Genomic DNA, 22,862 nt, shown 5'->3' on the forward strand with positions numbered 1-22,862 from the left:
GGGTTCTCCGATTCGTAACAGGTAAAGGGTTTGGGGTTTGACGCCACACCGTGTGGCAGACGGCTTTCTTTCTGCGAAGGCCGTGCCAACCCGATACGGATAGAGAAAAAACAATGAAATCAAATACTTACCGAAACACTGCGTAATCACCCACGGGGCCAGCAGTGCAAATTGCAAGACACCGACCGTGGCCGGTGTGGCGAAATGCGTCGATGGGGCCGTCCACCGGTGGGGCGGGCACGGCGGGGTTGCGGTACGAAGACGGTGGCGCTGCGAAAGCGACCGGGGCGGTCAGAGACGGGCGGTTGCGGGGGTTTGGGGGCGATTTGGGCCAATACCCAGCGTAAAAAGGTCGGTTGCTGCTATGGTCTTTGCATCACCCGGCGGACGGGACCGCTCCCGCGGGCGGGGCGGTGCCGGCGGCGGGCACGGTACCCGGCGCCGAGGCCGGCGTGACGCCCGGTGCCGTGGCGGGGGTGCCGCAGGCGAAACAGAAGCGGGCAAACGCGCTCTTGCGGCTGGTGCAGTGGCCGCAGTGGTCGAACAGACACAGGCCGCAGTGGGGGCAGAAGTCGGTCTTGCCGTCTTTCAGGTCCACCGGGCGCTCGCAGCCGGGGCAGACGTTTTTGGCCAGGCGGGCCTGTGCCAGGTCGTAGTCCAGCCCCTGGCGGCGCTGGGTGTCGGGCAGGGCCTCCACCTGTTTTTGCCGCTCCAGGTAGCGCTGCAGCGCGGCAATGGCATAGCGCCCGCCGATCACGGTCAGCGCGATGCCGACCAGATAACGCACGTAGCCACCATAACTTGGCAGATACGGCACCAGTTCGACGAAGAACGTGAAGCCGGCAAAGAACACAAAGCCCCAGACGAAGGGCCACCAGGTACTATGGCGGCGGGTCTTGAACAGCCAGGCCGCCAGGCCCAGCAGGGGTAAAGTCAGCGCCAGCCGGTACAGAAACACCCGCAGCTCCTGCGCGCGCTGGGCCTGCGCAAAGGCCTGACTGGCGCGGTCCTGCAGGTCCTGCAACTGTTTCTGGGCGCGGGTTTCGGCCTGGCGGGCGTCCAGCAGCGCCTGTTGCTGGGTTTCGACCGCCGTCAGCGCCGTGCGTTCGGCCTGCCGCAAGGCGTCCAGCCGGGCGGTGCGGGCGACCAGTTCCGCGTCTTGCTCGGCCCGGGCGGTGGCCTGGCGGGTGGAGAGCCAGTTGTTGAAGGTTTCGCGGGCGGCCTGGTTGTCGGCCCGCGCCACCTGCTGGCGCAACTGGGCCTGTTCCAGCGCCGCCTGGGCGTCGCGCGCGGCGGTCTGGGCGTCCTTGACGGATTGCCGCAGCCGGGGCGTGGCTTCGCGGTCCATGAAGTCGTCGAGCCGCGCGCGCTGCTCGACCTTGGGCAGGTCCCCGACGATGGTGCCGCCCAGGCCGATGAGAAAGCCGGCAAACACCACGGCCACCAGCCACAGGCCACGATGGAACCATTTTTCGGACAAACGCAGGGCTTTGCTCATGGCGGCGACCTTTCCACAACTATAAAAACGTGAGCTGAAAACGACCTTTTTTCGCTGGGTATGGGCAGTTTTGGTGCCAAAACAGCCCCGGCAAGGCGCCGGGACCGCCCGGACGGCCCCGCCGGCAGCTCCACCCGGCGCAAAGCCCATTGTGACCGCTCCCCCGGAGGGGCGGGGTAGCGCCAGATGAACCGGTATGGCATCAAAGCACCCACAGTATCGACAAGCAGTACTGACGCCGCAGCCCCGGCCGGCACCCGGGCCGCCCGCCGGGGCGGGGCCGCTCAGCGGCGCAACCGCAGCACCGGCCAGCCACGCTCTGCCGCAACCTGGGCCAGACGCGGGTCGGGGTCGACGGCGACGGCACGGTGCGCGGCGCTCAGCAGCGGCAAGTCGTTGAGGCTGTCGCTGTAGGCGACCACCGAGCCTGCCGGCCAGCCGGACACGGGCGGCCGCCCGCCGGCCCGCAGCCAGTCATTCAGGCGGGTCACCTTGCCGTCGCGCATGTTGGCCGTGCCGGCAACGGCACCGGTGAACCGGCCTTGCGCGTCGAGCGCGCAGTCGGTCGCGATCAGGTGCTCGATGCCCAGGTGCTGCGCGGTCAGCTCGGTCAGGAAGCGGTTGGTCGCGGTGGTCAGCACCAGGCAGTCGCCGGCGGCGCGGTGGCGCTCGACCAGGTCGCGCGCGTCGGGCGGAATGCGCGGCAACACCCGTTCGGCGGCAAAACGCTGACGCAACGGCGCCCACTGCGCGGGGGTCCGGCCGGCCAGGGTGCCGATGAAGAACTCGCTGAATTCGCGCACGCCCACGGTGCCGGCCTTGTAGCGGGCTTCCATGTCGGCATTGCGCGGGCCGAAGCTGGCGCGGTCCAGCTCGCCGCAGTCGATCAGAAAGTCGCACCACAACACGTCGCTGTCACCCGACAGCAGGGTGTGGTCCAGGTCAAACAGCGCCAGGCCGGCCATGGCGTTCAGCCCCGGCGCAGGTGCCAGGCCTTGGGCCGGGTGAACGCGGCGATGCCGTAGGTCGACAGGGTCAGCCCGACGCCGGAGTCGCCATGGCCGCTCCACGGCAGGCGGGGGCTGACGCGGTCGCAGCAGTTCCAGTAGGTGCTGCCGGCGTGGACCTGCGACAGCAGGCGGCGGGCGCGCTCGGCGTCGGGGGTGTAGACGCCCGCCGTCAGGCCGTAGCGGGTGTCGTTCATCAGGCGCACGGCTTCGGCGTCGCCGCTGACTTTCTGGATGCCGATGATGGGGCCGAAGCTTTCTTCGCGCATCAGCTCCATGCGGTGGTCCACACCGGAGAACACGGTCGGCTCGAACCAGTTGCCTGGCCCCGCGCCGCGATGGCCGCCGCAATGCAGCGTGGCGCCTTTTGCCAGCGCGTCGGCCACCTGGGCTTCGAGCACGGCCAGTTGCGGCGCGCGGGTGATGGCGCCGATGTAGGTGTCGTCGCGGGTCGGGTCGCCCATGCGGTAGCCGCGCACGGTGTCGACAAAATGGGCCACAAAGGCGTCGTGGATGGACTCGTGCACGTAGATGCGCTCGACCGAGCAGCAGCTCTGGCCGGTGTTGTACATCGCGCCGTCGGCCAGCGATTCGGCCGCCGCCCGGGGGTCGGCGTCGTCGCAGACATAGGTGGGGTCTTTGCCGCCCAGTTCGAGCTGCAGGCGGATGAACCGGTGGCCCACCGCCTGCGCGATGCGCTGGCCGGTGGCGACCGAGCCGGTGAAGAACACGCCGTCCACCGGCTGCGCCAGCAAGGACGCGCCGGTGTCGCCACCGCCGACCAGGCAGACCATGACGTCGGCGGGAACCCCCGCCTCGTGCAGCAGGCGGGCGATGGCCAGGCCGGTCTGGGTGGCGTATTCGCTGGGTTTGTAGAGCACGGCATTGCCGGTGAGCAGCGCCGGCACGATGACGTTGCAGCCGACAAACCAGGGGTAGTTCCAGGCCGAGATGTTGGCCACCACCCCCAGCGGCAGGTGTTCGATCTGCTCGGTCATGCCGCCTTCGTCGTACACGGTTTCGGTGGCGGTGACGCGCTGCACCTCGGCGAGGAAAAAGTCCAGCCGTCCGATCAGGCCGCCCAGTTCGTTGCGCGACATGCGGATGGGTTTGCCGGTCTCGGCGGTCATGGTCTGGGCCAGCGATTCCTGCTCGCGCAGCACGGCCTCGCGAAAACCGCGGATACAGGCCATGCGCTCGGTCAGTGCCCGCGCCGCCCACGCGGGCTGGGCCGCGCGGGCGCGCGCGGCCAGCTCGGCCACCTGTTCGGGGCTGTGGGCCGGCAGCGTGGTGATGGTCTGGCCGGTGGCGGGGTTGTGGATGCTGAGCGTGGTGGACATGGTCAATCGGGTGCGGTGGGAAAAGAGGGGGATTGGCGCGCGCAGGCGGCCCGCGCCGCGTCCAGGAAGTCGCGCAGCACCGGGGTGTCGTCCAGCACGCCGTCTTCCGGACGGTGGAATTCGGGATGCCACTGAACGGCCGCCACATAACTGGCGCCGGGGGCGGCGTGCGGAGCGCCGGTACGCCGGATGGCTTCGATGATGCCGTCGTCGGGGCAACGCGCTTCGACGACGAATCCGGGGGCCAGGTCCTTGATGCCCTGGTGGTGGATGGTATTGATCGTGCGGCGCGGATCGTCGCCGAGCAGCTGCGCCAGGCGGGTGCCGGGCACCAGTTCCAGCGTGTGGAACAGGCGGTCGTACACCTGCCCGTCGCGGTGGGTCAGCGCGCCGGGGTGCTGGGTGGCGATGTCCTGGTAGAGGGTGCCGCCGAAGGCGACATTGATCAGCTGCAGGCCCCGGCAGATGCCCAGCACCGGCTTGCCGGCCGCCGCGAAGGCATGCACCAGGGCAATTTCGTAGGCGTCGCGGATGGCGTCACCGCGCCATTCGGGGCGCAGCGGCTCTTCGCCGTAGCTGCCGGGCCAGACGTCGGCCCCCCCGTGCATGACCACACCGTCGAGCCACTGGGCATAGTCGGCCAGCACCACATCGTGCCGCGCGGCGCCGTCGGCACGGACGGCGGTATCGCCCGCCGGCGACGGGATCATGATCGGCAGCGCGCCGGCGGCCATGATCCAGTGGGCCATGGACTGTTCGATGTATTGCAGGGTCTTGAACGCGAAAGCGCTGCGCCCGGGGTCGGGATGGAGAAAACAGGCACTGATGCCGATCTTGAGTCGTCCGCTCATCGACGGCCCCGGTCGCAGGAGTGGTCTCCGATCACAGCGCCGCCCGGAAGAGGCGCTCGAAATCCGCCGCCGTACACGGGCGCGGATTGGTCTGGTGGCAGATATCGTGCTGCGCAATCTCCACCAGGCGCGGGAGGTGCGCGGCCGTCACGCCATGGGTGGCCAGGGTGCCGGTGATGCCGACGTGCTGCTTGAGCGCGCGCAGCCACGGCACAAACGCGGCGCCACCGCCGGAGACCCGGCAGACATGGGCCAGTTCATCGAATTTCGCGGGCACCACCTCGTAGTTCCAGGCCATGACAGTGTCGATCATCAGCGCGTTGGCCAGGCCGTGGTGCAGGTCGCAGACGGCTCCCAGGGCGTGGGCACAGGAGTGCACCGCGCCCAGGTCTTTCTGGAAGGCGATGGCGCCCATCATGGAGCTCATCATCATGTCGCTGCGGGCGGCCAGGTTGCTGCCGTCGCGCACGGCGGTCTGCAGTGCGGCGGCGGCCAGGCGGGTGCCTTCGAGGGCGATGCCGTCACACAGCGGGTGGTAGGCCGGCGACAGGTAACTCTCGACGTTGTGGGTGAGCGCGTCCATGCCGGTGGCGGCGGTGATGGCCGGCGGCAGACCCAGCGTCAGCTCGGGGTCGGCAAATACACAGCGCGCGAGAATTTTCGGGCTGAACACCACCCGCTTGAGGTGGCTGTCGTTTTCGCTGACCACCGAGGAGCGCCCGACCTCGGAGCCGGTGCCGGATGTGGTCGGCAAGGCGACGAAATACGGAAGCGGGTGTTCGATGGCCCGCACCTGGGGGTGATCCCAGACATATTCGAGGATGTCGCCCTCGTGGGTGGCGGCGACACCGACCACTTTGGCCACGTCCAGCGCCGCGCCACCACCGAAGCCGATGATGCAGTCGGCGCCATGGGCACGAAATGCGGCCGCGCCGGCCATGACCTGGCTGCAGGTGGGGTTGCCGAAAACCCCGTCGAACACCGCCACGTCCAGCCCGTCCAGGTGGGTGCGGAATTCTGCGAGCACCGGCAGTTGCGCCAGCGCGCGGTCGGTCACGATCAGAGGGCGGCTCAGGCCCTGCTCGCGCAGGTGGGCGGCCACCTGGCGGCGCGCGCCGGCGCCGAACTGGATGGGGGTGGGAAAAGCGAAACGGTGCAGGCTCATGGTCAGGGTCCGGGGAGATCGGGGTGAAGGCGGGTGAAAGCGAAATTGTGCGGCAGCGCGCAGTCAGGGCCCGTTCAACGCGGCAGCCAGGGATTGCTCCAGGATGTCCAGCGCCTGGTCCATCTGGCGCTCGGTGGTGATCAGCGGCGGCGTGAGCGTAAGCACGTTGCCCATGGTGGTCTTGAAACTCAGGCCGCGCGACATGGCCCCGTACAACACCGCCTCAGCCAGGTCGCCGGCCGGGGCGCGGCTGGCGCGGTCGCGCACCAGTTCCACACCAAGCAACAGGCCCCGTCCGCGCACGTCGCCGACCTGCGGGTAACGTTGCTTGAGCGCGTGCAGGCGGTCCAGCGCGTGGGCGCCCACCCGGGCGGCCTGCTCGACCAGGCGCTCGCGCTCGATGACCTCCAGCGTGGCCAGTGCGGCAGCGGCGGTGACGGGGTTTTTTTCGTGGGTGTAGTGGCCATAGGCATAGGCGCCAGCCACATTGAGGTCGTCGCGTGCGACACAGGCCGCAATCGGAAGCACGCCACCGCCGAGCGCCTTGCCCAGCACCACGATGTCGGGCGCCGCGCCGTCGTGCTCGGCGGCAAAGAAGCGGCCGGTCTTGCCCAGGCCGGTGGGGATTTCGTCGAAGATCAGCAAGGTGCCATGCGCGTGGCAGGCCTCACGCACCGCTTGCCAGTACCCCGGCGGCGGCACGTACGGCACAGCGCGGGCAGGCTCGGCCACCACGGCGGCAACATCGCCCTCGCGTTCCAGCACGTATCGCACCATGGACGCACAGGCCAGGCGGCAACGCTCCAGATCGGGTTGGCCCTGGGCGTCGACCGGATGCCCATAGGCACAGCGGTAGCAGCCAAACGGTGCGACATGTTCCGTGCCGGGCAGGAGGGGGCCGACCCGGCCGCCGCGGAACAGGGATTCGCCGCCAACGCTGCTGGCGCCAAAGCCCGCGCCATGAAAAGCGTCCCAGAAACTCAGGGTCTTGAACCGGCCGGTTGCCGTGCGCGCCAGCTTGATGGCGACTTCCACCGCGTCGGACCCCCCGGTGGTAAACAGCACCCGCCCCGGCGAGCCGGTCAGGCGCGCAAACTGCGCCGACAAGGCCTCGGCCAGTTCCACCGCGCGATCGCTGACGAACCGGCGCGGGGCAAAACTCAGTTCATCCAGTTGACGGTGGATGGACTGCAGAACATGCGGGTGCGCGTAACCCACGTGGTGGACGTTGTTGCCATGGAAATCCATGTAGCGGCGCCCTGCGGTGTCCTCGATCCAGATGCCTTCGGCCTTGCGGATGGCATTGAGGCATGGCGTGGAGACCGACTGGTGCAGGAAGGCGGCACTGTCACGCGCCAGCAGCGCCCGGGTAGGCTCGTCGAGGTTGGCGGACTGCCACGCGCTGCGCCGCGGGGTGCCGTTGACGTCGCCCTCGCTCTGGCTGGGGTGCGCCGTGGCAGGCGCGGGTTGTCGCAGGGTGCCCATCAGATGATTTCGAAGTAGCGCTTCATTTCCCAGTCCGTGACCGCGTCCTGCCATTGACGCCACTCCCACTCGCGTGTGGCGGCGAAATGGTCCACGAAGGTGTCACCAAGCCAGTCGCGGGCGATGGCCGAGTCCCGAAAGATGCGGGTGGTTTCGATCAGGCTGCGCGGGGCACGCGGGATATGTTCTGCGCCCTGGTTGGTTCCGGTAATAGGCGGGGCCGTAAGTTTCAGTCCTTTTTCCACGCCATGCAGCCCGGCGGCGATCACTGCGGCCATGGCCAGGTAGGGATTGACGTCGGCGCCGGGGCACCGGGTTTCGAGCCGCGTGCTTTTGGGGCTGCCGGCGATGACCCGAAAACTGGCGGTGCGGTTGTCCAGGCCCCAGGTGGGTTTGACCGGCGCCCAGAAGCCGTCGACCAGACGTTTGTAGCTGTTGATGGTGGGCCAGAACATCGGCGCGAACTCCATCAGGCAGGCCACCTGGCCGGCCAGGTAGCTCTCGAACAGTTTGCTCATCGAGCGGCTGCTTTTGCCGTCATGGAACAGGTTCTTCTTGCCGTCGCTCAGGGACTGGTGGATGTGACCACTGCAGCCGGGCAGGGCCTGATTCCACTTGGCCATGAAGCTGGGCATGACGCCAAAGCGTTTGCCGATTTCCTTGGCCCCGGTCTTGAAGAGGATGGCGCGGTCGGCCGCCTCCAGCGCTTCACTGAAGGTGATCGCCACTTCATAGACCCCCGGTCCGGTTTCGGTGTGCAACCCCTCGATGGGCACCCCGAAGGCCAGCATTTCATCCATCAGCGCATTGAAAAATCCCCGCTGGTCGGCCATACGCAGCAGCGAATAGCCGAACATGCCCGGCGTGATCGGCTCCGGGCCCACACCCCGTTTCCCGGCCCAGGTCTGGGGCGTTTCGGAGAAATTGAACCATTCGAATTCCATGCCGGCCATCGGAAGCACGCCCAGTTTTTCCGCGCGCCGCAGGACGCGGCGCAGGGTCTGGCGAGGGCAGACGAGGTAGGGGCTGCCGTCGGCGTTGATGAATTCGCCCAGGAAAAAGGGCACCCCGTTGTCCCACGGCACATTCCGTGAGGTGTTCAGGTCAATCCGGGCGAGCGCGTCCGGAAAGCCATGCTGCCAGCCGGTGACGGTGGTGTTGTCGTAACAGACGTCGTGCGAATCCCAGCCGAAGACGACGTCGCAGAAGCCAAAACCCCCTTCGGCGGCGCCGAAGAATTTGTCCCGGTGCAGGTACTTGCCGCGCAAGATGCCATCGATGTCACTGACGGCCACTTTGACCTTGGCGGCTGCGGATTGCCGCAGGGCGGCCAGCGCGGGATGCTGTCGGGCAGTAGCCATAGGGAGTCTCCTTTTCTTCGGTTTCCGGCGAACCTGTGGCGCCTTGCCCTGCCAGGTCGCCTGTGCGCGCTTTCAGTACTCAATCGGTGCAGGGGTGGGACGTCCGGCACGGCCGGCGTGGCTCATGCGAACTCCCGCGGCCGCCCGCTGGCAATTCCCAGATCCTGCAACGCCAGGGCGACCGCATGGACGGCCTGTTCGATTTCGTTGCGGCCGATGGCCCCGATACAGCCCACCCGGAAGGTCTCAAGCTCGGTGAGCTTGCCCGGATACAGGATGAAGCCGCGGGCTTTCGCCGCCGCATAAAACTGCCGGAAGTCGTAGCGCGGATCGCCGGGCGCATGGAAGGTTACGATGATGGGCGCCTGCACCGGGGGATCCAGAAAGGGTTTGAAGCCCAGTGCAGCCATGCCGCGCGTCAGCGTCTGGTAGTTGTCGGTGTACCGCGCCAGGCGGGCACTCTGTCCGCCCTCAGCTTCGAACTGGCTCACGGCTTCGGCCAGGGCAACCACCACATGGGTGGGCGGCGTAAAACGCCACTGGCCGGTTTTCTCCATGTACACATATTGGTCATGCAGGTCCATGGCCAGGCTCTGGCTGTTGCCCGCACAGGCGTCCACAATCGCCTTGCGCAGGAAGACGAAGCCCATGCCCGGCACCCCTTCCAGGCACTTGCCGCTGGCCGCAATCAGGGCGTCGAAGCGCACGGTGCGGGCGTCGATCGGGAGGGCGCCGAAACTGCTCATGGCATCGACGATCAGGCCTTTGCCATGCCGCTCGCAAACCTGCGCGACATCGTGTAGGGGATTGAGCACACCGGCGCCGGTTTCGCAATGGATCATCACCACATGGGTCACGCTCGGGTCGGACTGCAGGTGTTGCTCCAGCACCGATGCCGAGACCGGCTCGCTGTCGGCGAAGGCGACCACCGTACAGCGGCGACCCATCATCTGTGTCAGCCGCGCGGCGCGTTTGCAATAGGCACCGTTGTCGAGTACCAGCACATGGCCATGGCGTGGAACGACCGTTGCGACGGCCGCTTCGACACTGAAGGTACCACTGCCTTGCAGCGGAACGACGACATGACTGTCCTGTCCGTGCACGATGGCCAGCAGGCTCTGGCGCAACCGGGCCGTGACGGCGTTGAATTCGCTGTCCCAGGAGCCCCAATCCCGCAGCATGGACAGTTTGGTGCGCAGGGTGGTGGTCAACGGGCCAGGGGTCAGCAGGATGTTGTCGCGGTCCATGAAATCTCCTTTTGTTTTCTGGTGGGCTGTTTTTCGTTTACCGCACTCGCCATGCCTGGGTTCTCCGGTTGGCCCACCAGGCCAGCACGGTAAACAGGCCCATCGCGATGCTGCTGGCGATGAGGATCAGCACCGCCATGGCGGCAGCGGCGCCCATTTCACCGGCTTCGTCCAGGTTCAGGATGGCAATGGACGCCACCTTGGTTTCGGGCGAGTACAAAAAGACCACGGCGGATATGGTGGTCATCGCATTGATGAAGAAATAGCGGGCGATATCGATCAGCGTGGGCGTGCAGATCGGCAAGGTCACCCGCCGGAATGTTCGCCAGAACGGGACCTTGAGCGATGCACTGACCGCTTCGAACTCGGCATCCAGGGATTTCAGCGCGGTCACCGCAGTCAGATGCCCGGTGGTGTAGAAGTGCACGATCGTGCACAGGGTCAGCAAGGTGATCGTGTGGTAGAGGCTGTTAAGCGGATTCGCGGGTTCGTTGAAGAAGAAGATGTAGCCCAGGCCCAGCACCAGACCGGGCACGGCCATCGGCAACATGGCCAGCAGGCGCATCACACCGTGCAGCGGGCCGGCGCCGCGCGTTTTCTCCAGCAGGTACGCACCACAGAACACCAGCGCCGTGCCGAACACCGCCGTTGCGGTGGCCACGGTCAGGCTGTTGACGAAGCCCACACCGACCTCGGCATCGACCAGTCCCATCACATAGTGGCGCAAACTGGGAGTGAGGTTGTACGGCCAGAAGCTGGCAAATGAGGCGAAGATCGCCATGCCGAGCATGGCCAGCACCAGCACGGCGATGACCCCGCAGTAGACGGTCATGGCGGCGTCGAAACGTCGCGCTGGCTTGGGGGTGTAGGGCACGGCCCGGGCGGTCAGCATCGCCGTCTGGCGGCGGCTGACGTAGCCGTCCACGCCAAACGTGATGACCGCGGGCAGCAGGAGCAGCAGCGCCACCACCGAGCCGCGGGCGAAGTCCTGTTGCCCGATCACCAGTTTGAATACATCGGTTGCCAGGACGTTGAAGTTGCCGCCGATGACTTTGGGAATGCCGAAATCGGTGATCACCAGGGTGAAGGCCACCGAAGCGGCGGAGATCAGGCCGTATTTGGCGCCCGGCAGGGTGATCGTGAAGAACCGACGTGCCGCCGAGGTACCCATCGCGTCTGCAGCCTCGTACAGGCGGGCATCGGAAAGGCTGAGCGCCGTGACCAGGATCATCAGCACGTGGGGAAAGACGGCGAAACACTCGGCAATCACAATGCCGGTGGCGCCATAGATCTGTTCGACGCCCAACCCATTGAGGACCTCCTTGAGCACGCCCTGGTTGCCAAACCAGTAGATCAGCGAAATGGCCGACAACAAGGACGGTGCGAGCAGAGGAATCAGGGTGATTCCGCGAAACAACGCCTTGAAAGGCATGCACGAACGCGTGAGCGCATACGCGAAAACAAAGGCCAGCGGGACCGTGATCAGCGTGACGAGCGAGGACACCCAGATGCTGTTCCACAAACTCTCCAGCAGGGCGGGCGTTCGGGCATAGGCAACGAAGTTGCGCAGGCCCACAAATTCACCCTCGCGCCCTTGCACGGCCTGCACGAGGATGGCCGCCAGGGGCAGCGCCAGAAAAGCGATCAGGACCAGCACCACCAGTGTCAGCGCGCCATGGCCGACCCAGTCCGTCCAATGGGCCTTCTGGGTGAGTGGTTTGCCCGCCGTCTGACGACCCAGGGGTTGCGCCGCTGCCATCAGAACACCTTGAGCCGCTCAGCCAGCAGGCGCAGGCGCACCGTTGATCCGGTCGCCAGAGACTGCTCGGACAGGAAGTTGAGCGAAAGGTAGACCACCAGCGGCTGTGGCAGGGCCGGTGAGGCAACCTGCACGTGGCAAAACGAGCCGAGGAACTCGATCTTGCTGATCGTCGCCTCGAAGACATGGGGGTCGCCGTCGGCGATGGGACGGGCCAGGATGTCCTCGGGTCGCAAGTACACCCGGACGTCGCGATCCCCGCCGGGGGCCGGCAGGCGCAAGGCGCCCAGGTGCAGCTCGCCGGCCACAATGCGGGCGGGCAGTACATTGACCTTGCCGACAAAGGCGGCCACAAAGGGGGTGGCGGGCTCGCGGTACACCTCCAGCGGCGTGCCCACCTGGTCGATCACGCCATGGTTCATCACCACAATGCGGTCGGCGACGCTGAGTGCCTCCTCCTGGTCGTGGGTCACCATGATGGTGGTCACCCCGAGTTGCTGCTGCAAGGCCTTGATTTCCTGGCGCAGATGGACCCGGACAATGGCATCCAGCGCCGACAGAGGCTCATCCAGAAGCAGCAAGCCGGGTGACGTGGCCAGCGCACGCGCCAGCGCGATGCGCTGTTGCTGCCCACCGGAAAGCTGGCCCGGGTACTTGGTTTCACTGCCCGGCAGTCCGACCAGCGCGACCAGCTCGCTGACCCGTTTGCGGATTTCGGCCTGCGGCTGGCGCCGGTTTACCAGGCCATACGCAACGTTGTCGGCGACCGTCAGGTTGGGGAACAGCGCATAACTCTGGAACACGATGCCATAGTCCCGCAACGCGGGCGGCAGCCGGGAGATATCGCGGCCGCCTTGCCAGATCTCGCCGGAAGTCTGGACCTCCAGTCCGGCCACAATGCGCAGCAAGGTCGTTTTGCCACAGCCCGACGGCCCGAGAAAACAGACGAACTCGCCTTTGTTCACCGACAGGTTGATGTCGCGCAATGCGGTGAATTCACCGAAGCATTTTCCGACCGTGCGGATCTGAAGAAATGGGTCCGTGCTCATCGGATTAGGCCTGAAAAGGGATACAGCGCTCGCAAGGAAAGCCGGGGCTGCCCGCAGCCCCGGTGCCGTTCGCTGGCCCCGCGCGGGGCCAGCACGGACGGACTCAGCGCTTCTCCGACTTGGCGTTGTAGCGCTTGGTCCACTCGGCCAGGATGCGGTCGCGGTTGTCGGCTTCCCAGTAGAAGTCTTTCTTGACCAGGCGGGACTCATAGTCCTTGGGCACGTTGGCCAGCGGTGCGGCAACGCCAGGCTGTGCGGTGATGGCAAAGTTCTTGCCGTAGAGCAGCATGGCATCTTTGCTGCTGGCCCAGTCCGCGAGTTTCTTGGCGGCGTCGAGCTTTTTCGTTCCTTTGTGGATGGCAAACGCCTCCAGATCCCAGCCCAGACCCTCTTTCGGGAACACCAGGTCAATGGGCGCACCCTTGGCCTTGTTGCTGTTGGCGCGGTATTCGAAGGAAATGCCCACAACGAACTCGCCACTGGCGGCCATGTTGCAGGGCTTGCTGCCCGAGTGGGTGTACTGCGCAATGTTCTCGTGCAGACCATCCATGAATTTCCAGCCCCCGCCCTTGCCGTTGTCGTCGCCCCACAGCGTCAGCCAGGCCGTCACGTCAAAAAAGCCTGTGCCACTGGACGCCGGGTTGGGCATCACCACCTGCCCCTTGTAAACCGGCTTGGTCAGGTCCTTCCAGGTCTCGGGCTTGGGAATGCCGCGCTTTTGCGCCTCAACCGTATTGAAGCAGATGGTCGCGCCCCACACATCCATGCCAAACCACGCGGGAGGATTTTTCTTGTCGCGATACTGGCTCATGATCGCGTCCAGGTTCAGCGGCGCGTAGGGCTGCAGCATGCCGTTCTTGTCCATCAAGGCCAGGCTGGAGGCCGCCACACCCATCACCGCATCGGCCTGGGGATTGCCTTTTTCCGCCAGCAGCTTGGCCGTGATGACCCCGGTCGAATCGCGCACCCACTTGATTTCGATGTCCGGATGGGACTTGTTGAAACCTTCCTGGTAGGCCTTGAGCTGATCGGTCTCCAGCGCCGTGTAGACGAGCAACTGGGTTTTCTGCGCGGAGGCGAGGCCACCGGCAGCCAGCAGACCGGCGGCAAGCAGCGCCTTGGTGATGGCGGAACAACGGGCAAACGAAAGCATGCGGAACTCCTGTTGATGAACAAAACGAATCATGCTGGCACGCGTTTGTGTCAGGACGGTGACCCCTTGACGACAGACCGGAATCTGTCGTGCATTTAACGCCGTGCAGTCGAAGTTTGTCAATTGCTTTTTGCATATTGTTGACAATATGGAAAAATCTGCTCCAATCCAGACATGAGCCCGTCTCTCCTCGATCCGGCGCCGCAGGCAACCATTGCGCTGTTGCAAAGCAGTTCGCTCACCACGCTGGTGCAGCAGGAGATCGAGCGCGCCATTCTGGTGGGCGAGTTCACCCCGGGCACCAAATTGACCGAAGCCGCGATCGCCGATCGCCTGGGGGTTTCTCGGGGGCCGGTGCGCGAAGCCTTCCGCATGCTCGAAGAGGCGGGCTTGCTGCGCAACGAAAAAAACCGGGGCGTCTTTGTACGCGACATTCCCATCGACGAAGCGGTGGAAATCTTCGATCTGCGGGCCGCCATGGACGAACTGGTGGGCCGGCAACTCGCACGTTCGATCACCACGGCGCAGCTCAAGGAAGTGCGCGCCCTGGTGGACCAGATGGAGAAAGCCGTCAAAAGCGGCGATACCCGTCACTATCACCTGCTCAACCTCCAGTTTCACGACCGGCTTGTCGAAATGGCCGGCAACCGCAAGCTCACCGCGATTTACCGCAAGCTGATCAAAGAGTTGTCGCTGTTTAGCCGTCTGAACCTTGCCGACGGCGCCCTGCTGCCCATATCGGCGGGCGAACACCGGTCTATCGTCACGGCCATCGCTTCGGGAAATGCCGAGGCAGCTGGCCGCGCCTTGTTTGACCATGTGATGGAAAGCAAGGAACGAACCATCACCAACCACCTGGCCCGGCAACCGCGAGACAACCCGGCGCCCGAGGTACTTCCTGAAAAACCGACCCGAAAGAGCCGCCATGCTTGACGTCAATCACCGCACCTATCATGTGCCCCAAATCCCCACCGTGGTCGTCTGCGTCGACGGCTGCGAACCCGACTACCTCGGCCAGGCCGTCGCCACCGGTCAGATGCCGTGGCTCAAAGGCGCCCTCGCCCGTGGCACCGGCCTGGTCGCCGACTGTGTGGTGCCCACCTTTACCAATCCCAACAACCTGTCCATCGTCACCGGCGCGCCTCCGTCGGTGCATGGCATCTGCGGCAACTACCTGTTCGATACCGCCACCGGCACCGAAGTGATGATGAACGACGTGAAGTGGCTGCGGGCACCGACCCTGCTGGCCGCTTTGGCGGCAGCAGGCAAGAAGGTCGCGGTGGTCACCGCCAAGGACAAGCTGCGCAAGCTGCTCGGTCACGGCATGGTCGGCGGCATCTGCTTCTCATCGGAAAAGGCCGACCAGGTGAGCGTGGCGGAAAACGGGATCGACAACGTGCTGCAGATGGTCGGCAAACCGGTGCCCGACGTCTACAGCGCCGAGCTTTCCGAGTTCGTTTTTGCTGCCGGGGTCAAACTGGCCCAGGCCGGCAAGGCCGACGTGATGTACCTGTCCACCACCGATTACATCCAGCACAAACACGCGCCGGGCACCGAAGGGGCCAACGCCTTCTACCGGATGATGGACGGGTATCTGTCGCAGCTGGATGCCCTGGGTTGGGTGATCGCCATCACCGCCGATCACGGCATGAATGCCAAAGTGGCCATGAACGGTCAACCCGACGTGGTCTACCTGCAGGACTGGTTCGATGCCCGGACCGGTGCCGGCACGGCACGCGTGATCCTGCCCATCACCGATCCCTATGTGGTTCACCACGGCGCGCTGGGTTCGTACGCCACGGTCTACCTGCCGCAGGGCACCGACATCGCCGCCGTTGCGGCCGACCTGGACAGGCTACAGGGCATCGAGTCGGTGCTGACACGCAGCCAGGCCGCCGCGCGGTTCGAACTGCCCGAAGACCGCATCGGCGATCTGGTGGTGGTGTCGGAACGGTCCACGGTGCTCGGTACCTCGGCCAGCCGCCACGACCTGAGCGGACTGGACGCCCCATTGCGTTCGCACGGCGGGGTCAGCGAGCAGCGGGTGCCGCTGATCCTCAACCGCCCGCTGACCGGCCTGGATCCGGCCCGGCGATACCGCAATTTCGACGCATTCGACCTGGCCCTGAACCACGCACAGTAAGGGCCGCCATGAGCAACCCCACAGACGATATCGCCGGCTACATTCGCAGCAACGGCCTGAACGCCATGCGCATCGCCGGTCGCCGGGTCGGCGCCGAGCGCGGTGCAGACCGCTGCATTGCCGTCACCAACCCGTACACCGGTGCCGTCATCGGGCAGGTGCCCAAGGCCACCCTGGAAGAGGTGCGCGAGGCCTACGCCATCGGCCACGCCTACAAGGCACGCCTCACCCGCTTCGAGCGCGCGGCCATCCTCAACCGCGCCGCCACGATTGCGGCCAGCCGGGTCGCCGAGGTGGCCGCACTGATCACTGCCGAGGCTGGCCTGGCACAGAAAGACGCCCTGTATGAAGCCGGCCGTGTCGCCGATGTCCTGCTTTTCGGCGCCAACGAGGTGCTCAAGGACGACGGGCAGATCTTCAGCTGTGACCTGACCCCCCACGGCAAGCGCCGGCGGGTCTACACCCAGCGCGCGCCGCTGCTGGGCGTGATTACCGCGATCACGCCGTTCAACCACCCGATGAATCAGGTCGCCCACAAGGTGGTGCCCTCCATCGCCACCAATAATCGCATGGTGCTCAAGCCGTCGGAGAAAGTGCCGTTCTCGGCCATCCTGTTTGCCGACATCCTGTACGAGGCCGGCCTGCCGCCGGAGATGCTGTCGGTGGTCACCGGGGACCCGCGCGAAATTGCCGACGAGCTGATCATCCATCCTGCGGCCGACCTCGTCACGTTCACCGGCGGTGTCGCGATCGGCAAGTACATCGCGCACAAGGCGGGCTACCGCCGCCTGGTGCTGGAGCTGGGCGGCAACGACCCCATCATCGTGATGGAAGACGCCGACATCGACGAAGCCTCCACCCTGGCGGTTCAGGGCAGCTACAAGAATTCCGGACAACGCTGCACCGCCATCAAGCGCATGCTGGTCCACGAGGCCGTCGCCGATTCGTTCACCGAACAGGTGGTGGCCAAAACCCGTGCGTGGAAGTTCGGCGATCCGATGGACAAGGCCAACGACATGGGCACGGTGATCGACGCGGCGGCCGCGCAACTGTTTGAAAGCCGGGTCAATGAAGCGGTCAGCCAGGGCGCCCGCCTGCTGGTCGGCAACACCCGCGACGGCGCCCTGTACGCCCCCACGGTGATCGACCGGGTCGACCCGGGCATGACCGTGGTGCGCGAGGAAACCTTCGGCCCGGTGTCGCCGATCATCCGCTTCCGGACCATCGACGAGGCCATCGGCATCAGCAACGGCACGGCCTACGGCCTGTCCAGTGCCGTCTGTACCAACCGGCTGGACTACATCACCCGCTTTGTCGCCGAGCTGGATGTCGGCACGGTGAACGTGCGCGAAGTCCCCGGCTACCGGCTGGAGCTCACGCCGTTCGGCGGGATCAAGGATTCGGGCCTGGGTTACAAGGAAGGCGTGCAGGAAGCCATCAAGAGCTTCACCAACCTCAAGACCTATTCTTTGCCCTGGAGCTGACGCCCACGACAGCCCCCAGCGTCCATGCAGCATCTCCTGAACCTGTTCGCCGCGATTGCCTTGCTGGTGTGGGGGACCTACACCGTGCGCACCGGCATCCTGCGCATCATGGGCGAAGACCTGCGGCGGGTGTTGCGACGCAATGCCGACAACCGGTTGACCGCCATGGCGGCCGGCCTGGCCGTCACCAGCCTGGTGCAAAGCAGCACCGCCACCTGCCTGATCGTGGCTTCCTTCGTCGGGCAGGGGCTGATCTCCACCGGCGCCGGGCTGGCCGTCATGCTGGGTGCGGACATGGGCACGGCGCTGATGGCGGTGGTGTTCTCGTTCGATCTGTCGTGGCTGTCGCCCTTGCTGATCGTCACCGGCGTGATCCTGTTCACCTCGAAACAGGCGTCCACGGCGGGCCGGGTCGGTCGGGTGCTGATCGGCTTGGGACTGATCACCCTGGCGCTGCACCTCATCATGGCGGCCACGCGTCCCCTGGTCGCCTCGCCCGTGATGCAAAACCTGTTGGCGGCCATGCCCAACGAGGTTTTGCTCGACATTGTGGTGGGCGCGGTCTTGACGGTGCTGTCGTATTCCAGCCTGGCGATCGTGCTGCTGTCGGCGACGCTGGCGTCGGCGGGCATTTTGCCGGTGAACGTGGCGCTCGGGCTGGTCATCGGCGCCAACATCGGCAGCGGTCTGCTGGCCGTCTTCTCTACATCCAAAGCGGGGCCGCTGGAGCGCCGGGTCCCCATGGGCAATCTGGCATTCAAGCTGACCGGCGGGCTGCTGGCCGTGGTGGCCATGCCCTGGCTGCCGGACATTCTCCATGCCGTGGGGCCGGTGATGCCCGAGCCACTGGGCATTGTGGTCAGTTTCCACCTGCTGTTCAACGTCACGCTGGCACTGCTGATGATCGGGATTGCGCCGCTGATCGGCCGGTGGCTGGAGGGCTGGTTGCAGCCGCCGCCCGTCAACCCACCGGCCAACCGGCCGCGGCATCTGGACCCGACCGCCCTTGCCACCCCTTCGCTGGCGATTTCGTGCGCGGCGCGCGAGGCCCTGCACCAGGCGGACGTGGTGGAAACCATGCTGCGCGGGATCGTGCCGGTCATTCGCCACAACGACCTGTCGCTGTCCGAGCATCTGCGCAAATCCGACGACACGGTCGACGAACTCTACAGCGCCATCAAGTTCTATCTGACCCAGATCTCGCGGGAGGCGCTGTCGGAAACCGAAGGGCGGCGCTGGGCCGACATCGTGTCGTTCACCATCAACATGGAGCAGGTCGGCGACATCATCGAGCGGGTGTTGCTGGACATCGAAGACAAGAAGATTCGCAAAGGCCGCAACTTCTCCGACGCCGGCATGGCCGAAATCTGCCACATGCACGAGCGGCTGGTCAGCAATCTGCGCCTGGGCATGAGCGTGTTTCTGGATGGCGACCTGCGGGCCGCCCAGAAACTGCTCGAAGAAAAAGCCAACTTCCGCGAACTGGAACATGAGTACGCCGCCACCCACCTGATGCGGCTGCAGGACAACACGCCGGAGAGCATTGCCACCAGTTCGCTGCATCTGGACCTGATCAGCGAACTCAAACGCATCAACTCGCATATCTGTTCCATCGCGTATCCCATCCTCGAAGCGGCCGGTGCCTTGAGCAAGACCCGGCTGAAGGACCCCGAGGTCGTACCCGGATGACCATCACCTGGCCCGTGGTGGCGGCCGTGCTGTTCGGCGCCCTGCTGCATGCCAGCTGGAACGCCCTGGTCAAGTCGAGCAGCGACAAGGCGATGGACACCGCGCTGATCCACGTGATCGGCTCGGTGGTTGCCATTCCCCTGCTGGTCGTGGTGGGCCTGCCCGCCGCAGAGAGCTGGCCTTTCATTGCCGCCTCAGTGGTGATCCACATCGGCTACTACATTGCCCTGACCGGCGCCTACCAGCACGGCGACCTGGGGCTGACCTACCCGCTGATGCGTGGCACGGCACCCCTGCTGGTGGCGCTGTCGGCCAGTGTGCTGCTCGGCGAGGCACTGAGCCTGGGGGCCTGGCTGGGTGTGGTCGGCATCTGCGTCGGCGTGCTGTCGCTGGGGCTGTCACGCCACGCCCTTGATTCACCCCGGGCAGTGCGCTTTGCGCTGGTCAATGCCGTGGTGATTGCGATCTACACCGTGGTGGATGCGCTGGGCGCCCGCGCCTCGGGCAATGCCCTGCAGTACGTGGCGCTGCTGTTTGTGCTGGACGGCTGGCCCTTCGGGCTGCTGGTGCTGGCCCGGCGCGGTACGGCCGTGGCGCTGCCGTATGCACGCCAGCGCTGGCCCGTGGCCACGGGCGCCGCCGCCGCATCGCTGGGCTCCTATGGCATCGCGCTGTGGGCCATGACCCAGGCACCCGTCGCCACCGTGGCGGCGCTGCGCGAAACCTCGGTGCTTTTTGCCACCCTGCTGGGCATCTGGTTTCTGAATGAAGAACTTACCCGGCGGCGCCTGATGGGCACCCTCACCATTGTTGCCGGTGTCATTGCCTTGCGACTGAGCTGACCAGGAGAGCCCATGAACCCTTCCCCCGCGAACACCCACCACCCGACCTCCGCCCCCGCCCTGCCCGCTCAGGCCCGCGTTGTCATTGTGGGCGGCGGCATTGCCGGCTGCTCCACGGCCTACCACCTGGCGCGGATGGGAATCACCGACGTGCTGGTGCTGGAGCAGGGCAAGCTCACCAGCGGCACCACCTGGCACGCCGCCGGGCTGATCGGCCAGATGCGTCCCAACCGCAGCATGACGCAGATGAGCAAGTACGGCATCGAGCTGTACGCCACGCTGGAGGCCGAAACCGGCCTGGCCACGGGCTGGAAGCGCTGCGGCAGCCTCAACGTCGCGGCGTCGGACGACCGCTGGAAAGTGTTCCAGAAGCAGGCCGCCATGGCGCGGGCCTTCGGGGTCGAATGCCATGTCATCTCCCCGCGCGAGGCGGCCGAGCGTTACCCGCTGCTGCGCACCGACGACCTGCGCGGCGCACTGTGGCTGCCGGGGGATGGCAAGGCCAATCCGGCCGACCTGTGCATGTCACTGGCCAAAGGCGCACGCCAGCGCGGGGTGCGTTTTGTCGAGGATGTCGAGGTCACCGGTGTACTGCAGCACCAGGGCAGCGCCTGTGGGGTGGTCACCGCGCAGGGGGTGGTGCGGTGCGAGACGGTGGTGAACTGCGCCGGGCAATGGGCGCGGCAGTTCGGGCGCCTGGCCGGCGTGACGGTGCCGCTGTATTCGGCCGAGCACTTCTACATCGTCACCGACCGCATCGACGGTGTCCATCCGATGCTGCCGGTCATGCGCGACCCCGATGGCTTCATCTACTACAAGGAAGAGGTGGGCGGCCTGCTCATGGGCGGCTTCGAGCCGGTGGCCAAACCCTGGAAACGGGACCCGATTCCGGCGGACTTCCAGTTTCAACTTCTCGACGAAGACTGGGACCAGTTCGAACCCCTCATGCACAACGCCATCCATCGCACCCCCTGCCTGGAAAAGGCACCGGTCAAGATGCTGCTGAACGGCCCGGAAAGTTTCACTCCGGATGGCAACTTCATCCTCGGCGAGGCGCCCGAGTTGCGACAGTACTTCGTCTGCGCCGGCTTCAATTCGGCCGGCATCGCCAACAGCGGTGGCGCCGGACGGCTGATTGCCGAGTGGATTGCCGCCGGCGAACCGAGCGCGGACGTCTGGGAAGTCGATATCCGGCGTTTCGGCGCGTTCAGCGGCAACCGCCGCGCCCTGGCCGCCCGCACGGCGGAAACCCTGGGCCTGCATTACGCCATGCGCTGGCCGCGCCAGGAGCTGGAGTCGGCACGGCCGTTGCGCACCTCGCCGCTGTACGACCTGCTCCAGGCCAAAGGCGCGGAGTTCGGCGCCCGCAACGGTTGGGAGCGGGCCAATTACTTCCGGCCGCCCGCCGCCGGCCCCGCGGCGGGTTTCGTGCCGCGGCCGCCCTACACCCTGGGCACACCCGGCTGGCTGCCCTGGATGCAGGCCGAGCAACAGGCCACGCGCGAGGCCGTGGCGGTCTACGACCAGACCAGCTTCTCCAAACTGCTGCTGCAAGGCCGCGACGCGCTGGCCATCCTGCAGCGCCTGTGCGCCAACGAAATGGACGTTGCGGTCGACCGCATGGTCTACACCGCCATGCTCAACACCCGCGGCGGCTTCGAAAGCGACCTGACCGTGATCCGCCTGGCGGCCGACCGATTCCTGATCGTCACCGGCTCGGCGCAGACGGTGCGTGACGCCGACTGGATCGGCCGCCACATCCCGCCCGACGCCCATGCCACGCTGACCGACGTCACCGCGCTGACCAGCGTGCTGTCGGTGATGGGGCCGAACGCCCGCACCCTGCTCGAGCGCCTGTCGCCCGACGACCTGTCCCCCGCGGCGTTGCCCTTCAGCAGCACCCGCGAAATCGACCTGGCCCACGCCCGGGTGCGCGCCGCCCGCATGAGTTATGTCGGCGGCCCCGGCTACGAGCTGTATGTACCGATCGAAATGGCACGGCATGTCTACCTGGCCTTGCACGCGGCCGGCGCCGATCTGGGTCTGCGCGACGCCGGCTACTACGCCATCGACGCGCTGCGCATCGAGCAGGGCCGACGCGCCTGGGGTGCCGAACTGGGCCCGGACGAAACGCCTTTCGAGGCCGGCCTGCTGTTTGCGGTGCGGCTGGACAAACCGGCGGACTTCATCGGACGTGACGCCCTGCGGGCCGTCCGCACCCTGCCGCTGAAGAAGAAGCTGGTCACCGTCGTGTTTGACGACCCGGCGGTCTATGCCTGGGGCGGTGAAACCCTGGTGCTGCAGGACCAGCCGGTGGGCGAACTCAGCTCGGTGGGCTGGAGCCCGCTGGCCGGGGCCTGTGTCGCGCTGGCCTACGTGCGCGGCGCGCCGGCACAGCAAACCCACGCAGGCACCGCCGCGCAGATCGCTTTATGGGGGCAGCTCCATCCGGTGCGGCTGTACGACCAGTGGCCGCCCCGCGCGCCCCGCAGCTGAGTACGCGCAGGCCATACCTGCGGCGAGCGTTATTCAACAGTATCGAAACCGTAGCATCAAACGACCCTTTCCCGCTGGGTATCAGCCTAAAACGCCCTGAAACACCCCTAGCGCACCCCCAACCCTCCCCCCAGACGCCACTAACCCCGCCGAGTCATCCTCGGGCGGGGTGGGTTGGGTGGGGCCGGCGCGGCCGGCCGGGGGTGTCGGAGGCTTTGGGGCGGCTTACTTGGCCTTGATCACCAGGTTGACGATGTCGGAGTAGACGCCGGCAATCGCCTGCGCATCACCGG

At 66.2% G+C, this 22,862-nt stretch carries 17 protein-coding genes; 6 read left to right on the forward strand and 11 right to left on the reverse strand.

Annotation, left to right across the window (positions count from 1 at the left end; genetic code table 11):
* Positions 1-376: 376 nt before the first annotated feature.
* The 11 genes from AC2EBU_RS16865 to AC2EBU_RS16915 form a co-directional block, all read right to left on the reverse strand.
* Positions 377-1,498, reverse strand: coding sequence for a serine endopeptidase (locus tag AC2EBU_RS16865; protein WP_484611617.1), 1,122 nt, complete (start codon positions 1,496-1,498; stop codon positions 377-379).
* Positions 1,499-1,782: 284 nt separating this feature from the next.
* Positions 1,783-2,463: an HAD family hydrolase gene (locus AC2EBU_RS16870; RefSeq protein ID WP_484611618.1), complete on the reverse strand. Its 681-nt coding sequence runs from the start codon at positions 2,461-2,463 to the stop codon at positions 1,783-1,785.
* 5 nt (positions 2,464-2,468) lie between these two features.
* Positions 2,469-3,845, reverse strand: coding sequence for an aldehyde dehydrogenase family protein (locus tag AC2EBU_RS16875; protein ID WP_484611619.1), 1,377 nt, complete (start codon positions 3,843-3,845; stop codon positions 2,469-2,471).
* 2 nt (positions 3,846-3,847) lie between these two features.
* Positions 3,848-4,696: a gamma-glutamyl-gamma-aminobutyrate hydrolase family protein gene (locus tag AC2EBU_RS16880; protein ID WP_484611620.1), complete on the reverse strand. Its 849-nt coding sequence runs from the start codon at positions 4,694-4,696 to the stop codon at positions 3,848-3,850.
* A gap of 31 nt (positions 4,697-4,727) precedes the next feature.
* Entirely contained in the window at positions 4,728-5,861 is a 1,134-nt protein-coding gene (locus tag AC2EBU_RS16885) for an iron-containing alcohol dehydrogenase (RefSeq protein ID WP_484611621.1), read from the reverse strand.
* Between the two features lie 63 nt (positions 5,862-5,924).
* A complete protein-coding gene (gene pbfA, locus AC2EBU_RS16890; protein WP_484611622.1) occupies positions 5,925-7,346 on the reverse strand; it encodes a (R)-1-hydroxy-2-aminoethylphosphonate ammonia-lyase in 1,422 nt (473 codons plus the stop codon).
* On the reverse strand, positions 7,346-8,707 hold the full coding sequence (locus AC2EBU_RS16895) for a glutamine synthetase family protein (protein ID WP_484611623.1): 1,362 nt from the start codon (positions 8,705-8,707) through the stop codon (positions 7,346-7,348). Before AC2EBU_RS16895 ends, pbfA begins: the two co-directional genes overlap by 1 nt.
* Positions 8,708-8,829: 122 nt before the next feature.
* A complete protein-coding gene (locus AC2EBU_RS16900; protein ID WP_484611624.1) occupies positions 8,830-9,954 on the reverse strand; it encodes a 2-aminoethylphosphonate--pyruvate transaminase in 1,125 nt (374 codons plus the stop codon).
* Between the two features lie 37 nt (positions 9,955-9,991).
* Entirely contained in the window at positions 9,992-11,713 is a 1,722-nt protein-coding gene (locus AC2EBU_RS16905) for a putative 2-aminoethylphosphonate ABC transporter permease subunit (RefSeq protein WP_484611625.1), read from the reverse strand.
* Positions 11,713-12,762 (reverse strand): putative 2-aminoethylphosphonate ABC transporter ATP-binding protein, encoded by a 1,050-nt coding sequence (locus AC2EBU_RS16910; RefSeq protein WP_484611626.1) that lies wholly within the window; start codon positions 12,760-12,762, stop codon positions 11,713-11,715. The genes AC2EBU_RS16905 and AC2EBU_RS16910 overlap by 1 nt, the downstream gene beginning before the upstream one ends.
* A gap of 103 nt (positions 12,763-12,865) precedes the next feature.
* Entirely contained in the window at positions 12,866-13,915 is a 1,050-nt protein-coding gene (locus AC2EBU_RS16915) for a putative 2-aminoethylphosphonate ABC transporter substrate-binding protein (RefSeq protein WP_484611633.1), read from the reverse strand.
* A gap of 174 nt (positions 13,916-14,089) precedes the next feature.
* On the opposite strand from AC2EBU_RS16915, the gene AC2EBU_RS16920 reads away from it, so the two are divergent.
* Genes AC2EBU_RS16920 through AC2EBU_RS16945 form a run of 6 tightly spaced genes read left to right on the forward strand, consistent with a single transcriptional unit; the run spans position 14,090 to position 22,569 of the window.
* Positions 14,090-14,848, forward strand: coding sequence for a phosphonate utilization associated transcriptional regulator (locus tag AC2EBU_RS16920; RefSeq protein ID WP_484611627.1), 759 nt, complete (start codon positions 14,090-14,092; stop codon positions 14,846-14,848).
* Positions 14,841-16,058: a phosphonoacetate hydrolase gene (gene phnA / locus AC2EBU_RS16925; RefSeq protein ID WP_484611628.1), complete on the forward strand. Its 1,218-nt coding sequence runs from the start codon at positions 14,841-14,843 to the stop codon at positions 16,056-16,058. Before AC2EBU_RS16920 ends, phnA begins: the two co-directional genes overlap by 8 nt.
* 8 nt (positions 16,059-16,066) lie before the next feature.
* The gene (gene phnY, locus AC2EBU_RS16930; protein WP_484611629.1) at positions 16,067-17,542 is read left to right on the forward strand and encodes a phosphonoacetaldehyde dehydrogenase; all 1,476 of its coding nucleotides are present in this window, start codon (positions 16,067-16,069) and stop codon (positions 17,540-17,542) included.
* 24 nt (positions 17,543-17,566) lie between these two features.
* Positions 17,567-19,231, forward strand: coding sequence for a Na/Pi cotransporter family protein (locus tag AC2EBU_RS16935; protein WP_484611630.1), 1,665 nt, complete (start codon positions 17,567-17,569; stop codon positions 19,229-19,231).
* Positions 19,228-20,073: an EamA family transporter gene (locus AC2EBU_RS16940; protein ID WP_484611631.1), complete on the forward strand. Its 846-nt coding sequence runs from the start codon at positions 19,228-19,230 to the stop codon at positions 20,071-20,073. The genes AC2EBU_RS16935 and AC2EBU_RS16940 overlap by 4 nt, the downstream gene beginning before the upstream one ends.
* A 12-nt stretch (positions 20,074-20,085) precedes the next feature.
* Complete coding sequence (locus AC2EBU_RS16945; RefSeq protein ID WP_484611632.1) at positions 20,086-22,569, forward strand: GcvT family protein; 2,484 nt, start codon at positions 20,086-20,088, stop codon at positions 22,567-22,569.
* The last annotated feature ends 293 nt before the right edge of the window (positions 22,570-22,862 follow it).

Source organism: Curvibacter sp. T50 (genome assembly GCF_057219955.1).

Bases quoted from the DNA above. Each gene is read 5' to 3' on its own strand.
- AC2EBU_RS16915 (WP_484611633.1), bottom strand. From the start codon at position 13,915: ATGCTTTCGTTTGCCCGTTGTTCCGCCATCACCAAGGCGCTGCTTGCC.
- AC2EBU_RS16870 (WP_484611618.1), bottom strand. From the start codon at position 2,463: ATGGCCGGCCTGGCGCTGTTTGACCTGGACCACACCCTGCTGTCGGGT.
- AC2EBU_RS16910 (WP_484611626.1), bottom strand. From the start codon at position 12,762: ATGAGCACGGACCCATTTCTTCAGATCCGCACGGTCGGAAAATGCTTC.
- AC2EBU_RS16945 (WP_484611632.1), top strand. From the start codon at position 20,086: ATGAACCCTTCCCCCGCGAACACCCACCACCCGACCTCCGCCCCCGCC.
- AC2EBU_RS16895 (WP_484611623.1), bottom strand. From the start codon at position 8,707: ATGGCTACTGCCCGACAGCATCCCGCGCTGGCCGCCCTGCGGCAATCC.
- AC2EBU_RS16920 (WP_484611627.1), top strand. From the start codon at position 14,090: ATGAGCCCGTCTCTCCTCGATCCGGCGCCGCAGGCAACCATTGCGCTG.
- AC2EBU_RS16935 (WP_484611630.1), top strand. From the start codon at position 17,567: ATGCAGCATCTCCTGAACCTGTTCGCCGCGATTGCCTTGCTGGTGTGG.
- phnA (WP_484611628.1), top strand. From the start codon at position 14,841: ATGCTTGACGTCAATCACCGCACCTATCATGTGCCCCAAATCCCCACC.
- AC2EBU_RS16905 (WP_484611625.1), bottom strand. From the start codon at position 11,713: ATGGCAGCGGCGCAACCCCTGGGTCGTCAGACGGCGGGCAAACCACTC.
- pbfA (WP_484611622.1), bottom strand. From the start codon at position 7,346: ATGGGCACCCTGCGACAACCCGCGCCTGCCACGGCGCACCCCAGCCAG.
- AC2EBU_RS16940 (WP_484611631.1), top strand. From the start codon at position 19,228: ATGACCATCACCTGGCCCGTGGTGGCGGCCGTGCTGTTCGGCGCCCTG.
- AC2EBU_RS16885 (WP_484611621.1), bottom strand. From the start codon at position 5,861: ATGAGCCTGCACCGTTTCGCTTTTCCCACCCCCATCCAGTTCGGCGCC.
- phnY (WP_484611629.1), top strand. From the start codon at position 16,067: ATGAGCAACCCCACAGACGATATCGCCGGCTACATTCGCAGCAACGGC.
- AC2EBU_RS16865 (WP_484611617.1), bottom strand. From the start codon at position 1,498: ATGAGCAAAGCCCTGCGTTTGTCCGAAAAATGGTTCCATCGTGGCCTG.
- AC2EBU_RS16875 (WP_484611619.1), bottom strand. From the start codon at position 3,845: ATGTCCACCACGCTCAGCATCCACAACCCCGCCACCGGCCAGACCATC.
- AC2EBU_RS16900 (WP_484611624.1), bottom strand. From the start codon at position 9,954: ATGGACCGCGACAACATCCTGCTGACCCCTGGCCCGTTGACCACCACC.
- AC2EBU_RS16880 (WP_484611620.1), bottom strand. From the start codon at position 4,696: ATGAGCGGACGACTCAAGATCGGCATCAGTGCCTGTTTTCTCCATCCC.